This window comes from Corynebacterium jeikeium (assembly GCF_028609885.1).
Lineage (GTDB): Bacteria > Actinomycetota > Actinomycetes > Mycobacteriales > Mycobacteriaceae > Corynebacterium > Corynebacterium jeikeium.
Genome location: NZ_CP063195.1, coordinates 1,369,171 through 1,383,717, shown reverse-complemented (window position 1 = coordinate 1,383,717; position 14,547 = coordinate 1,369,171). Strand labels below are relative to the sequence as shown.

The window sequence follows — 14,547 nt, the reverse complement described above, 5'->3', positions numbered from 1 at the left end:
AGGCCAAATACAGAAAGCGAGAATCACAACCATGAACGCTGTACTGTTCGACCCCACCACCTGCGAACTGCTGGCCGGGGTGCACAAGAATGAGGGCGCTCCCGCCTCGCTGTTCATCAACGGCGAGTGGGTAGCGGCTGAAAAGGGCGAGACCCGCACGATCACAAACCCCGCCGATAACTCCACCGTGGGCTTGGTTTCTGAGGCCTCCGACGAGGACACGAACAAGGCCATCGCCGCTGCCCGTGCCTCCTTCGACTCCGGCGTGTGGGCCGACGTGCCCGCCGCCGAGCGCGGCAAGCTCCTGCTACAGGTCGCCGACAAGATCCGCGAGAACAAGGATGCCTTCGCCCGCGCCGAGTCCGCCGACACGGGCAAGCGCCTGGCCGAGTCCGAGATCGACATGGACGACATCGCCAACTCCTTCGAGTACTTCGGCACTCTCGCCCAGCACCAGGCCGGTCGCGTCGTGGACCCGGGCGATGCAAATGTTCGCTCTCGTATTGACGCCGAACCGGTAGGCGTATGCGGCCTGATTACCCCGTGGAACTACCCGCTGCTGCAGGTGGCCTGGAAGGTCGCCCCGGCCCTGGCCGCAGGCAACTCCTTTGTGCTGAAGCAGGCGGAGCTCACCCCGCACACCGCCATGATGCTGATGACGGTCCTGGACCAGCTGGGGCTGCCGGCTGGCGTGGCTAACCTGATCACCGGCGCGGGCGCCAACTGCGGCAACCCGCTGTCGCAGAGCCCGGATGTGGATATGGTCAGCTTCACCGGCGGCCTGGTCACCGGCAAGCTGATCGCCCGCAACGCGGCGGAGACCGTCAAGCGCGTGGCCCTCGAGCTGGGCGGCAAGAACCCGAACGTCATCTTCGCCGACGCGGACTTCGACGCTGCGGTGGATAACGCACTGAACGGCGCGTTCGTTCACTCCGGCCAGGTGTGCTCTGCGGGCTCCCGCATCGTGGTGGAGGAGTCCATCCACGACCAGTTCGTCGAGGCTCTGGTGGCCAAGGCCGAGAAGATCAAGGTCGGCGGCCCGCTGGACGAGGCCGCCGAGACCGGTGCCCTGATCTCCGCCGATCACCGCGACAAGGTTGCGTCCTACGTCGACCGCGCCCGCGAGCAGGGCGCGAAGATCCTCTGCGGCGGGCGCATCCCGACGGCCGAGGACAACCAGGGCTCCCACGCCACGGGTAACACGGATCTGACCCAGGGCGTGTTCTACCTGCCGACGATCATCGATGGCTGCACGCAAGAGATGGACTGCGTGCACGACGAGGCCTTCGGCCCGGTCGTGACCATCGAGACCTTCACCACCGAGGACGAGGCCGTAGCCATCGCCAACGACACCGAGTACGGCCTGGCCGGAGCCGTGTGGACCACTGACGCCGGAAAGGCGGAAAGGGTCGCACGTAAGCTGCGCCACGGTACCATCTGGATTAACGACTTCCACCCCTACTTGCCACAGGCGGAGTGGGGCGGAATGAAGCAGTCCGGCAACGGTCGCGAGCTCGGCCCCACCGGACTGGCCGAGTACCAGGAGCACAAGCACGTCTACACCAACATCGCGCCAGCGGTGACGGGGTGGTTTAAGGAATAGGAAAAGTTGGCGGACAAGAAGCGAGCCAGACTGTCAGCTGGCCCTCGGGCCATCGTCGGTACGTACTCTGCGGGGGCGGACCGCTCGCGCAGTGGGGAGCCTCCCAAGGCCAACTGGCCCGTGGTGGCGGTCACGATGGTCATCACTTTGCTGGTCGCTATCTGGGCCGCCGTCGCCAGCGATAACTTCGATTCCGTCGTCGGGGGAATCACCGGGTGGCTGACAGAGAGCCTGGGCTGGCTCTACATCGCCACCGTTGCCATTGCGCTGATCTTCATGATCTGGATCGCCCTGTCCAAGGCGGGCGCTATCCGCTTGGGTCCCGACCACTCCAAGCCCCAGTACAGCCTTTTCTCCTGGTCGGCAATGCTCTTCGCCGCCGGTATCGGCATCGGCGTGATGTTCTACTCCGTGGCCGAGCCGCTGGCGCAGTACTCCACCCCGCCGGTGGGCGAGGGGATGACGGAGCAGGCCTACAACGAGGCCATCGCCTGGACTCTTTTCCACTGGGGCGTGTCCGGCTGGGCGCTGTACGCGCTGATGGGCCTGGCCTTTGGCTACTACGCCTACCGCCTGAACATGCCCCTGGCCATCCGCAGCGCCCTGTACCCGTTGATCGGCAAGCGGGTGAACGGACCAATCGGCGACGCGGTAGATGTCGCCGCCCTGCTCGGCACGATCTTCGGCGTGGCAGCCTCCCTGGGTATCGGCGTGGTGCAGCTGAACTTCGGCCTGAACATGGTGTTCGGCCTGCCCGAAGGCCGTGGCATGCAGATCGCCCTGGTGGCGCTGGCAGTGGGCGTCGCAGCGATCTCCGCAGTATCCGGTGTGGACAAGGGCATTAAGCGCCTCAGTGAGGCGAACGTCTACCTCGCTACCGCACTGCTGCTGTTCGTCCTGTTCACCGGCCGCACTGGCTGGCTGCTGAACTCCGTGGTGAAGAACATGGGCGACTACCTAGCCTGGCTGCCGCGCTGGACATTCGAGACCTTCTCTTACTCCCAGGACCCGGCCGCCACTGCGGACTGGATGGCTAACTGGACGCTGTTCTTCTGGGCCTGGTGGGTGGCCTGGGCACCGTTCGTGGGCCTGTTCCTGGCTCGCATTTCCCGTGGCCGCACTTTCCGCCAGTTTGTCATCGGCACCCTGTGCGTGCCCTTCATCTTCGTCGCGCTGTGGGCTTCCATCCTGGGTAACACTGCGCTGGATCGTGCGGTGAATAGCAAGGATCACGACTTCCTGCAGACCGCCGTGGACTCCCCGGAGCGTGGCTTCTACACCCTGCTCGATGGCCTGCCCGGCGGCACGATCGTGGTGTTTATCGCCATCCTCGTGGGCCTGCTGTTCTTTGTGACCTCCGCGGACTCCGGCGCACTGGTTATGGCGAAATTCTCCTCCATCTCGCAGGACCCGCAGCAGGACGGTGCGCCGTGGATGCGCCTGATGTGGTCGGGTGCCGTCGCCGTGCTGACGATCGCCATGCTGCAGGTCGGCGGCATCGCCACGCTGCAGATGGCCACGCTGATCATGGGCTTGCCGTTCATGGTGGTGGTGTACCTGATCATGGTGGGCTTGATGCGTTCGATACGCATGGAGACCGCCCAGGTGGATTCCCGTGCCATCGCTCTGCACTCCGCGATTTCCGGGCGCACTCTGCCCTCTGGCAACGACCTGGACTGGGAGAACCGTCTCGATCGCACCTCTACCTGGCCGTCGGAGCAGACCGCGCACCGCTATGTGGTGCAGATTGCCAAGCCCGCCCTCGAATCGGTCGCTACGGCGCTGCGGGCTAGGGATTATGACGCCACGTTGTTGGTCGCCGATAGTAAGGACACCAAGGTTCCCCAGTTGGATCTGTCCGTGATTTTCGGGGAGGACCCGGTCTTCCGCTATCAGCTCTACCCGGTCATCTCCACCACCCCGGAGTTCGCGGTTCGCGAGGGTGCGTCGGACAAACTCGACAACGGCAAGAACTACGTCCGCCTCGAGGTTTTCGGTATGAACGGCTCCCTGGGCTTCGACGTGTTCGGCTACACCCGCGCGCAGCTGATCAATAACGTGTTGGATCTGTTCGATCGCCACCTGGAGTACCTGCACATGCAGCAGGGCTTCAGCGGCGAGCGGGATCTGACGGAGTTCACCAGCGATGCGCCCGAGTGGGGCGAGGACTTCGGTAAGCAGTAGCCCCTCTAGAATGTGGGGAATGACCGATTGCATCGCTAGCATCATTGCCCACGAACTCGAGGTGGACCAGCCCCGAGTTCAGGCCACCATCGACCTGCTGGACGGCGGGGCGACCGTGCCGTTTATCGCCCGCTACCGCAAGGAAGTCACCGGCGGTATGGACGATAGCCAGCTGCGCCAGCTCGAGCAGCGCCTCGACTACCTGCGCGAGCTCGCCGCCCGCAAGGAGACCATCCTCAAGAGCATCGAAGAGCAGGGCAAGCTCACCGACGAGCTGCGTGAAAAGATCCTGGCCGTGGATACGAAGGCCCGCCTCGAGGATCTGTACCTGCCGTTTAAGAAGTCCCGCCGCACCAAGGCCGCTATCGCGCGCGAGGCCGGCTTGGGCGAGCTGGTCGAGAAGCTGCTCGCCGGAGGCAGCCCCGATCTGGCCGCGGACTACGTCCAGGAGGGTTTTGCTGACGCCACCTCGGTGTTGGCCGGCGCCAGGGCCATTGTGGTCGAGGACATTTCCACTGACCCGGATTTGGTGGGGGAGATCCGCGAGGAATACTTCAAGCGCGGCCGCGCCGAGTCCGCCGTGATTGAGGGCAAGGAGGAAGAAGGCCAGAAGTACCGCGACTACTTCGAGTTCGACGAACCCTTCGGGGATCTGCCGAGCCACCGCGTGCTGGCACTGCTGCGCGGTGAGAACGAAGGCGTGCTGCGGGTGAACTTTGCGCCGGGGGAGGACGACGAGTTCTACCAGGGCATCATTGCCGATCGCACCGGGCTGCAGGCGCAGGGCGATCCTGCCGATAAGTTCCGCGCCGAATGCGTGCGCTTCGGCTGGCGCACGAAACTGGCGGTTAGCTCCGCGGTGGATGTGCGCATGCGTCTGAAGGAGAAGGCCGACGAGGCCGCCGTGAGCGTGTTCTCGAAGAACCTGAAGGATCTGCTGCTGGCAGCCCCCGCGGGCCACCGGGCGACCCTGGGCATGGATCCGGGCTACCGCAACGGCGTGAAGTGCGCCGTCGTGGACGGTACTGGCAAGGTACTGGACACGGTGGTCGTCTACCCGCACTCGGGCCAGTGGGATAAGGCTCGTACGATCCTCAGCGCGCTGGTGAACAAGCACGGTGTGGAGTTGCTCGCAGTTGGCAATGGCACCGCCAGCCGCGAGACCGAGAAGTTGGCCAAAGAGATCGCCGGGCTGGCTGACGGCACCAAGCCTCAGACCGTCGTAATCTCCGAAGCCGGCGCCTCGGTCTACTCTGCCTCCGAGGTCGCCGCCCAGGAGTTCCCGGACATGGACGTTTCGCTACGCGGGGCCGTTTCCATCGCCCGCCGCCTGCAGGATCCGCTGGCGGAGCTGGTGAAGATCGACCCGAAGTCCATCGGCGTTGGGCAATACCAGCACGACGTTAACCAGGCGCTGCTGGCTGCCGGGCTGGATACCGTGGTGGAAGATGCGGTGAACTCCGTCGGCGTGGACGTTAACCTTGCTAGCGCGCCGCTGCTGAACCGGGTGGCGGGTGTTACCCCGACCCTGGCGGAAAACATTGTGGCCTACCGCGATGAGAACGGCGCTTTCAAGTCCCGCAAGGAACTGTTGAAGGTGCCGCGCCTGGGGCCGAAGGCGTTCGAGCAGGCCGCAGGCTTCCTGCGCATCAACGGCGCTGCCGACCCACTGGACGGTTCAGCCGTACACCCGGAGGCCTACCCGCTGGTGCGCCGCATCGTGGACGCCACCGGCGTGGAGGTCGTGCAGCTAGTGGGCAACTCCGCCGTGCTGGGCAAGCTCCGCGCGGGGGACTTCGCCGACGAGAAGTTCGGCATCCCCACCGTCACGGACGTGCTGGCGGAGCTGGACAAGCCGGGGCGCGACCCGCGCCCGACGTTTAAGACCGCCACGCTCGCCGAGGGGATCGAGACCATCAAGGACCTCAAGCCGGGCATGGTGCTAGAGGGAACGGTCACGAACGTTGCGGCCTTCGGAGCCTTCGTGGATATCGGCGTGCACCAGGATGGCCTGGTTCACGTCTCCGCTATGAGCGAGCAATTCGTCAAGGATCCGCACGACGTGGTCAGCTCCGGCGAGGTGGTGAAGGTGCGTGTCGTTGACGTGGATGTTCCGCGCAACCGCATTGGCCTTTCCCTGCGCCTGCAGGACGAACCCAAGGCCCCCACAGCCAACGGCAAGTCCAAGCCGAAGAAGGGTGCGCGGAGGAAGCCCAAACCCCGCAATCAAGCCCCGCAGGGCAGTATGGCCGCCGCGCTGAAGAACGCAGGATTTGGACAAAGCCACTAGTCGGTGTCATACTACTCAAGTTAATTTCTGTTGTGGGTACGAACCCGTAGGCGCGCACGTCACGCGAAAAGCCGCGAGGATCCTCTATCCAGACGAGCAAAAGGATTTCATCCATGCACATTCTTGATAAGGTTGACGCAGCTCAGCTGCGCGACGACATTCCCGAGTTCCGCGCCGGCGATACCCTGGACGTTCACGTCAAGGTTATCGAGGGCTCCAAGTCCCGTCTGCAGGTTTTCCGTGGCGTTGTGATCCGCCGCCAGAACTCCGGCATCCGCGAGACCTTCACCATCCGCAAGGTTTCCTTCGGCATCGGTGTGGAGCGTACCTTCCCGGTTCACTCCCCGAACATCGACCGCATTGACGTCCTGTCCCGCGGTAAGGTCCGCCGTGCGAAGCTGTACTACCTGCGCGAGCGTCGCGGCAAGGCAGCCCGCATCAAGGAGCGCATCTAGTACTTACCCCCTAAGTGCTATCAACCCAGTCACACTTTCGTGGCTGGGTTTTTTGCTGTTCGCCCCACTGGTATCCTCGTTCTTTGTGACTCATCGACAGGAACCTAACGACCCTAACGTGCCCAATGAGGCTGCCGCGCAGCCGGAGCAGGGGGCGTCACCAAAAAAGAAGAAGGAGAAAAAGACCTACCCTTGGTGGGTCGAGATGCCGATCATCATCCTGGTGACGATGCTGGTACTGGGCGCTTTCAATAACTTTGTGGGCCGCATGTACCTGATTCCTTCCGAGTCGATGGAGCCGACGCTGCACGGCTGCGTGGGCTGCACACCCGACCGCATCTTCGTGAACAAGCTGGCCTACCGCGGCGACAAGATGCCCGACCCGGGTGATGTCGTCGTCTTTGTCGGAACTGAGTCTTGGAACGAGGAATACACCTCCCGCCGCAGCACCAACGGTGTGGTGCGCGGATTGCAGAACCTTGGCGCCACCATCGGTATCGTCGCGCCGGACGAGAACACCTTGGTCAAGCGTGTGATCGCGACCGGTGGGCAGACCGTGCAGTGCCAGGAAGGTGACCCGGGCATCATGGTCAATGGCAAAAAGGTCGATGATTCCTACACGATGAACCCGCCAGTGAACCCGATCGACCCGACTACGGGCTCCAAGGAATGCCAGGGCGACTACTTCGGTCCGGTGACCGTGCCGGACGACGCGGTCTGGGTGATGGGCGACAACCGCACCAACTCGCTGGATTCCCGCGCGCACATGGGTGACGAGCACCAGGGCACCATCCCGGTGGAGAACATCGTCGGCGAGGTCGAGTCCATTCTGCTGCCGTTCAGCCGCATCGGAGGCGTGGACTCCCTGCCGATCCAGGGCTAGAACCGCTCTCAATAGTTAAGTTGGAACGCGAACTAGAGTCCGCAGGGCTAGGGCCTGTCGCGGGCGTGGACGAGGCCGGGCGCGGCGCATGCTGCGGGCCGATCTCTATTGCAGCGTGCATCCTGCCGTCTGATCTGGACGGGGTGGGGCTGGACCGTCTGACCGACTCGAAGAAGCTAACGGAGAAGACCCGCGAGCGGTTGTACGACGTCATCCGTGACGTCGCCGTTTCCTACTCGATCATTCACATCAGCGCCGAAGACATCGACCGCTTCGGCATCCAGCACGCGAATGTCTCCGGCATGCGGCGTGCCGTGGCTGCTTTGGACGTACAGCCCGGCTATGTGCTGACGGATGCGGTGAAGGTCCCTGGCCTGCCCATGCCGCACTTGCCCGTGGTGAAGGGTGACCAGATGGCGAAGTGCATCAGCGCGGCGAGTGTGCTGGCAAAGGTTTCCAGGGATCGAGTGTTGCGAACGCTTGACGAGGAATTCCCGGGGTATGGTTTGGCTAGTCACAAGGGCTATGGCACCAAGGCGCACATGACTGCGGTGAGCCTACACGGTGGCACCCCTTATCACCGTTACAGTTACAAGAACGTGGCCGCTGCGCACGAGCAGTGGCTTAAAGGGAAGGATCGAGGGTAAGTCCGTGAGCGCTGAGGAACTAGACGACTACGAGGCAAACGTAGAGCTGTCGATGTACCGCGAGTACCGCGACGTGGTCAGCCAGTTTTCCTACGTTGTGGAGACTGAGCGCCGCTTTTACCTGGCCAATGCTGTCGAGCTGATCCCTCGCAACTCCGGCGGGGAGGTCTACTACGAGGTTCGCATGTCGGATGCATGGGTGTGGGACATGTACCGCCCCGCCCGCTTCGTGCGCTACGTGCGCGTAATCACCTACAAGGACGTAAACATCGAAGAGCTCGACAAGCCCGAGCTGCAACTGCCGGACTGACCTGCACCTTTTCCTTTTATTCACAGCCCAGGGGTTATCCACAACCACCTGGGCTTTTGTTATCTTCTTTTCTTTTTATGACGCCACCCCACGGGGATAATGCCCCACACTTGTGAACCAGGTGCCGGGAGTAAAGACCCGGTGCCGGATCACCAAGAAGGGGAGGGGCGACGAGTGACGGCGGCGAATAGGCGAGCAGTGGGGAATCTGGGGGAGGACCTGGCGGCTGAGTATCTGCACCGGGCGGGGTATGAGGTGCTAGACCGCAACTTCTATACCCGCTATGGCGAGCTGGACTTGGTGGCGCGAACACCCGAAGATGACCTGGCTTTCATCGAGGTGAAGTATCGCACCTCGGCCTCCGACGGGGGCGGAGTGGCGGCGGTAGGGCCGCGTAAGCTCAGGCGGATTCGCACGCTTGCCGGACTGTGGCTGGAGCAGAATCGCGAGGGGGTGCAGTTTTCCGGGGGACTGCGTGTGGACGTGATCGACGTAGGGCCAGACGGGGTGCGTGAGCACGTTGAGGGGGTGTGGTGACCGATGGCCGTGGGACATGCGCAGTCGATGGCGCTGGAGGGGACCAAGCGGACGGTGATCACCGTCGAGTGCGACGTGAGCAGAGGACTGCCCGGCATATCAATCGTGGGTATGGGGGATACTGCGGTGGTGCAAGCGAAGGATCGCATCCGGTCGGCACTGAAGAACTCCGGTGTGGGGTGGCCGGGGTCGCGGACCGTGATGAGCTTGTCGCCCGCTGGGCTGCCGAAGCAGGGGGCCGGCTATGACCTGGCGATGGTGTGCGCAATGCTCTCCGCGGTGGCAGACGACGCACTGGGGGCGGGGCGGCTGGCACAAACGATCCTGGTGGGGGAGCTGGGATTGGATGGCCAGATCCGCCCGGTGCAGGGAGTTTTCGCACTGGTTTTGGCCGCTGCGATGGAGGGCTTTTCCACTGTCGTAGTCCCCGTGGGAAACGAGAGCGAAGCAGCGGAGGCGGCGGAGGCAACGGCAGCGAGCGATGGGGGTGTGAGCGTGTTGGTGGCCCCGAACCTGGGTACGGTTATCGACTGGTTGCGCGGGGGAGAGCTACCGGAGGCGTGCCCGGGGGAGTACGCCCCGCCTCGGCAAGCGGGGGACTTGGCGGAGGTTGTGGGACAGCCCGCCGCCCGCCGCGCGGTGGAGGTTGCCGCGGCCGGGGGACACAACCTGATGCTGACGGGGCCGCCGGGCAGCGGCAAATCAATGCTGGCCGAACGCCTGCCGGGGATACTCCCGCCCATGACCGATACCGAGCGGGTGGAGGCCGCGAGCGTGCATTCTCTAGCCGGGGCGAAAGGGAGCCTGCCGGAGGTGCTCGCGGGGCAGCGGCCCTTCATCGCCCCGCACCACAACGTGACCCCGGCGGCACTTATCGGCGGCGGGCGCGTGCCCGTGCCCGGGGCCGTGAGCCTAGCCCACCACGGGGTGCTGTTTATCGACGAGGTCAGCGAGGCGCGCCGGGATAGCTTAGAGAGCCTGCGCGTGCCCATGGAGCTGCGCCGAGTGGAGCTCATGCGAGCAAATCGGATCTCCAGCTTCCCCGCCGACTTTCAACTGGTGATGGCAGCCAACCCCTGTCCGTGTGGCGCAGAGCTGCCGATAGACTGCACTTGTCCTTCCGGGGCTCGGCTGCGGTACCAGGCGAAGCTTTCCGGACCGCTGCGCGACCGAGTGGACGTGTTCGCCACTACAACGGGCAGACCCCAGATTGAGGCGCTTAGCAGTCCGGGGGAGACCAGCGCCGCTGTCGCCGAACGTGTCGCCGAGGCCAGGGAGCGTGCCCGCCAGCGGTGGGGTACCGCCAGTAACGCACTAGTGCCCGGAAAAATTTTGCGGCAGGTAGGCGTGGATGAATCCGGCTCCGTTCTACTGGAGGACATGCTGCGCACCGGCACCATCACACAGCGGGGAGTGGACCGAGCCATACGGGTCGCATGGACCCTTGCAGATCTCGACCGCGCCTCCGCTCCACACCTGGGACACATCAGCGATGCGGTGGAACTCTTTGGAGCAGACAGAGAATTGGTAGAGGTGCAGCGATGACGACCCAGGAAAATTTTTTGGAGTGGGTCTACGTGCGCCGAGTCATAGAGGCCTCGCGCATCGATGTCCTGGACATGCTCTGGCCAGACGGCTGGGAGCAGGCCGGTCCCGCGGAGGTGCAGGCTGTCGCAGCCGCCTTGGCGCGCCGGGGCGGGAAGCTGTCGGAGGCGCTGGCAGGTTCGACGTCGCAGCGCTACGAGCAAGATCCCACACGTGACGCAGAGTTAGCTTCCGCCCGCGGCTGGCGGCTGGTCACCCCGGAGGATGACGAGTGGCCCGCCGAGCTCACGGCTAGCTTTGTGCGAATGGCTGATTCGGGTGCAGATCACGATTCTTCTGTCCGCGGCCAGGCGGCCGCACCCTTCGCCCTTTGGGTACGCGGAGATGCGCGCCTAGATACCCTAGTGCGCCGTTCGGTCACGGTCGTGGGTACTCGCGCTGCTACACGTTACGGCGAGCAAGTCACCCGGTCCTTCGCTGGGGATCTAGCGGATGCGGGCTTCAGTCTGATCTCCGGGGGTGCGATCGGCATCGACGCAATCGCCCACCGCGCGGCCCTCGATTCCAAGATGCCCACCGTCGTGGTCATGGCCTGCGGGCTCGATGTTTCCTATCCCAAGGCGCATGCGAATCTGTTTGAGCAGATCGTAGGCTCCGGCGGAATGCTCATCAGCGAGTATCCGCCGGGCACCCCGCCTGCCCGCCATCGCTTCCTCACCCGTAACCGCCTAGCAGCGGCGCTCGGGCAGGCGACCCTGGTGGTCGAGGCTCCTCAGCGCAGCGGGGCTCTCAATACCTTGAATTGGGCCGAGGCTTTCGTGAAGCCCATCTTCGCCGTCCCCGGCCCCGTCACCTCCCACGCTTCACTCGGGTGCCTGGATCGTATCCGCACAGCCCGTGCAACTCTGGCTGTTAGTGCCCGCGACCTGATCGAGGAGCTCACCCCTCTCGGTGAGCAGATGGCGCTGGGGCTAGGCCAGGAGGATCGTTCGTTCCTGCCAAGCTGGGAGCACCTCGCCATTATTGACGCCGCAGCCTTGCCGAGCGGCAAAGGTCCCGAAGGCAGACTGCCGCAACTAGTGGAAGCCACCGGTTTGCCCGCCCGCACGGTGATCCGTTGCCTGCGTGACCTGGAGGCAATGGGCAGGCTCCGAAGGGAGGCGGACCGCTGGATTAGGGTCGAGTGACCCGCTAGATTGGTCACATGAGTAACTCCCGTCCCGCTGGCACCACCCCGTTGTGGTCTGCGCTGGACGACTACGAGCAGCACCTGCGCCACGTGGTCGGACGCAGCGAAAACACGATCCGCGCCTACCGACAGAACCTCGACAGTGCACTAGAGGGCCTGGAGCGCATCGAGGAGTTTGACCTGGACCGTGCTCGCGACGTACTGGGCTGGGCGGTGGACAACGGAGCGAGCCGGGCCAGTCTCTCCCGACTTGCCTCCAGCATGCGGGGGTTCGGAGCATTCCTTGCACACCGCGGTTTCGTACAGGCCAACCCCGTTGCCGCGCTGAAGGCTCCAAAGCCGCAGCGCACGCTGCCGCGTGTGCTGCGCTCTGACCAGGCCTCCGACATGCTCAATGGTTTGCAACCCGAGGGGGATGCCGCCACGCCTAGCGCCATCCGCGACTGGGCCATGGTTGAACTGCTGTACGCCACCGGCATCCGCGTGTCCGAGTTGACGGGCTGTGACGTGAATGACGTGGACTTCTCCAACCGCCTCCTCCGTGTGACGGGTAAGGGCAACAAGACCCGCGTTGTTCCCTTCGGAGGAACCGTGGTGGCAGCCCTGGAAAAGTGGCTAGAGGTGCGCGAAGACATGGCAAAGGAAACTCCGGCCCTCTTCGTTGGTGTCCGTGGCAAGCGCATTGATCCCCGACAGGTTCGCACCGTGGTGAACCGTGTGACCCAGGCCGGCCCTGGCCCGCGCCTGTCTCCTCACGGGCTACGGCACTCCGCAGCCACGGCGATCCTAGAAGGCGGAGCAGACCTCCGAGTGGTGCAGGAGCTCCTTGGCCACGCGAACATGTCCACCACACAGATCTACACCCACGTTGGCACCGAGCGGCTGAAGGCCGTATTTAACCAGGCGCATCCCAGAGCCTGACCCGCACCGAACCGAGAAGGGTCATCGGGTCGATGTACACCCGCCCCTTGCCTTCGAATCGCGCGCCCCAGGACAGCCCCGGCGACTTTCGGGCGTATTCAGGCAAAGCGGCGGCATCCGCCAACACGCCGATGGCCTCGCCCCGGCGCACTTTTTGACCAGTGCGCACGCGCGCCACGACGGGCTCGTAGGTGGTGCGGATACCGTCCGCGTGGCTGATGGAGACCACCGGTGTGCCTGCGACGACTCCTGCAAAGGCAACGCTTCCTCCTCGGCTGGCAACGATCACCTGCCCGGGAGATGCCTGCAGATCCACGCCCCGGTGACCCGGTTCCCATACAGCATCGGGAATGTCCGCGTCGCGGATCACCTGTGCATCCTTGGCAGTTGGCAACCGATGGGATCGGACGAGGTGGGACGTATCGGGTCGGGGAGTGGCAGGCTGGGCAGCATCAGGCTGGGAAGCCGCAAAGGTCAAGGGGGTAGGCGGAATGCCTACGCAGAGGAAAGCCAGCGCAAGCGTAAAGGATATGGCGCGGTCAAGCCGTAGGATCATGTCTACAGATGATGCGTAGGGGCGTCACCAAAAAGAAAGGGCGAACCGGCGAGCCTGTGGATAACTAAAAGTTGTCCACAGAAACGGCAAAACGCGCGGGAATGGGACTTGTTTTGGCAGCGTGAGTAGGGGTAGGGTAGCAGGCGCAGTATGTCCGGATTCGTCTGCCGCACCCTTCTAAGAAGGTGCGCTCGGTTTCGCGAAGGTCGAGAGGCGGAGTAAGGCTACTGACTACGCGTAGATATTCGCACCCCACCTATTGGCTCACCAGCACGGTCCCGCTAGGAGAAGCGGGCGAACATGGCGAACCACAGCTACACCGGGGACTATCTGCCAGGATGGTGCACAAGCCACGCACGTACAGTGAGTGTCGAGTGCATCGTGAAGAAAACCGTCAAACCCTAAACTTTGAAAGCGAGGAAGGGGCGGCGCCGACCAAATGGTCGGCTAGAAGAAATACGCCCCTGTAACACCATGGCTGTTGTTACTATGCGCGAGCTGCTGGACGCTGGTGTCCACTTCGGTCACCAGACCCGTCGTTGGAACCCGAAGATGAAGCGCTTCATCTTCACTGACCGCAACGGCATCTACATCATCGACCTGCAGCAGACCCTGACCTACATCGACGAAGCATACGAGTTCGTCAAGGAGACCGTTGCCCACGGTGGCAACATCCTGTACGTCGGTACCAAGAAGCAGGCTCAGGAAGCCGTTGCCAACGAGGCGGAGCGCGTGGGTATGCCCTACGTCAACCACCGCTGGCTCGGCGGCATGCTGACCAACTTCCAGACCGTTGCTAAGCGTCTGCACCGTCTCAAGGAGCTGCAGGCAATGGACGCAGCTGAGGACGGCTACAAGGGCCGCACCAAGAAGGAAGTTCTGATGCTGACCCGCGAGCGCAACAAGCTGGAGCGCGTCCTGGGCGGTATCGCGGACATGACCAAGACCCCGTCCGCTCTGTGGATCGTCGACACCAACAAGGAGCACATCGCTGTCTCCGAGGCGCAGAAGCTGAACATTCCGGTTGTCGCAATCCTGGACACCAACTGTGACCCGGATGTTGTCGACTACCCGATCCCGGGCAACGACGACGCAATCCGCTCCGCAAACCTGCTGACCAGCATCATCTCCTCCGCAGTAGAGGCTGGCCGCCAGGCCCGCGCTGAGCGCCAGGAGGCTGCAGCCAAGGAAGCTGCCGGCGATGCCGACAAGGCACCGGCTGAGGCTGAGAGGACCGAGGCTCCCGCCGAAGAGGCACCGGCTGAGGCTCAGTCTGAAGCTAAGGCCGAGGGCAACACCGAGGCCTAAGCTGCTTTAGAGCTAGCGAATTAGCGCCCACCCCCGTATGGGACACAGTTTAAGACCCGTGTCCGACGGGCGTGGGCGTTACTTGTAACCTAGGCTGGAAACCAGGACTGAATATAGAA

The 14,547-nt window shown here is 63.7% G+C and carries 13 protein-coding genes; 12 read left to right on the top strand and 1 reads right to left on the bottom strand.

Annotated features, from left to right (window positions below):
• The first annotated feature begins 31 nt into the window (after window positions 1-31).
• The 11 genes from CJEIK_RS06150 (at window position 32) to CJEIK_RS06100 (ending at window position 12,564) form a co-directional block, all read left to right on the top strand.
• The gene (locus tag CJEIK_RS06150) at window positions 32-1,603 is read left to right on the top strand and encodes an aldehyde dehydrogenase family protein (protein WP_005295310.1); all 1,572 of its coding nucleotides are present in this window, start codon (window positions 32-34) and stop codon (window positions 1,601-1,603) included.
• A 6-nt stretch (window positions 1,604-1,609) separates the two neighbouring features.
• On the top strand, window positions 1,610-3,787 hold the full coding sequence (gene betT, locus CJEIK_RS06145) for a choline BCCT transporter BetT (protein WP_005295308.1): 2,178 nt from the start codon (window positions 1,610-1,612) through the stop codon (window positions 3,785-3,787).
• Window positions 3,788-3,806: 19 nt separating this feature from the next.
• Window positions 3,807-6,077 carry a Tex family protein gene (locus CJEIK_RS06140; protein ID WP_011273706.1) on the top strand — a complete coding sequence of 757 codons (2,271 nt, stop codon included), beginning with the start codon at window positions 3,807-3,809 and terminating at the stop codon, window positions 6,075-6,077.
• A 113-nt stretch (window positions 6,078-6,190) separates the two neighbouring features.
• Window positions 6,191-6,532, top strand: a complete 342-nt coding sequence (rplS, locus tag CJEIK_RS06135; protein WP_005295302.1) for a 50S ribosomal protein L19 — start codon at window positions 6,191-6,193, stop codon at window positions 6,530-6,532.
• A 118-nt stretch (window positions 6,533-6,650) separates the two neighbouring features.
• Window positions 6,651-7,415, top strand: coding sequence for a signal peptidase I (lepB, locus tag CJEIK_RS06130; protein WP_005295301.1), 765 nt, complete (start codon window positions 6,651-6,653; stop codon window positions 7,413-7,415).
• Window positions 7,416-7,435: 20 nt separating this feature from the next.
• Window positions 7,436-8,062, top strand: a complete 627-nt coding sequence (locus CJEIK_RS06125; RefSeq protein WP_005295298.1) for a ribonuclease HII — start codon at window positions 7,436-7,438, stop codon at window positions 8,060-8,062.
• A gap of 4 nt (window positions 8,063-8,066) precedes the next feature.
• Window positions 8,067-8,372, top strand: a complete 306-nt coding sequence (locus tag CJEIK_RS06120; RefSeq protein WP_005295294.1) for a DUF2469 domain-containing protein — start codon at window positions 8,067-8,069, stop codon at window positions 8,370-8,372.
• Between the two features lie 141 nt (window positions 8,373-8,513).
• Window positions 8,514-8,909, top strand: coding sequence for a YraN family protein (locus tag CJEIK_RS06115; protein ID WP_011273704.1), 396 nt, complete (start codon window positions 8,514-8,516; stop codon window positions 8,907-8,909).
• A 3-nt stretch (window positions 8,910-8,912) separates the two neighbouring features.
• Window positions 8,913-10,454 carry a YifB family Mg chelatase-like AAA ATPase gene (locus CJEIK_RS06110; RefSeq protein ID WP_005295289.1) on the top strand — a complete coding sequence of 514 codons (1,542 nt, stop codon included), beginning with the start codon at window positions 8,913-8,915 and terminating at the stop codon, window positions 10,452-10,454.
• Window positions 10,451-11,641 carry a DNA-processing protein DprA gene (gene dprA / locus CJEIK_RS06105; protein WP_005295287.1) on the top strand — a complete coding sequence of 397 codons (1,191 nt, stop codon included), beginning with the start codon at window positions 10,451-10,453 and terminating at the stop codon, window positions 11,639-11,641. The genes CJEIK_RS06110 and dprA overlap by 4 nt, the downstream gene beginning before the upstream one ends.
• Window positions 11,642-11,658: 17 nt before the next feature.
• Window positions 11,659-12,564: a tyrosine recombinase XerC gene (locus CJEIK_RS06100; protein ID WP_005295284.1), complete on the top strand. Its 906-nt coding sequence runs from the start codon at window positions 11,659-11,661 to the stop codon at window positions 12,562-12,564.
• On the opposite strand, the gene CJEIK_RS06095 is transcribed toward CJEIK_RS06100, so the two are convergent.
• On the bottom strand, window positions 12,539-12,934 hold the full coding sequence (locus CJEIK_RS06095; RefSeq protein WP_273657786.1) for a M23 family metallopeptidase: 396 nt from the start codon (window positions 12,932-12,934) through the stop codon (window positions 12,539-12,541). The genes CJEIK_RS06100 and CJEIK_RS06095 overlap by 26 nt on opposite strands.
• 660 nt (window positions 12,935-13,594) lie before the next feature.
• Here CJEIK_RS06095 and rpsB point away from each other — a divergent pair.
• On the top strand, window positions 13,595-14,428 hold the full coding sequence (rpsB, locus tag CJEIK_RS06090) for a 30S ribosomal protein S2 (protein ID WP_005295280.1): 834 nt from the start codon (window positions 13,595-13,597) through the stop codon (window positions 14,426-14,428).
• Window positions 14,429-14,547 lie beyond the last annotated feature (119 nt).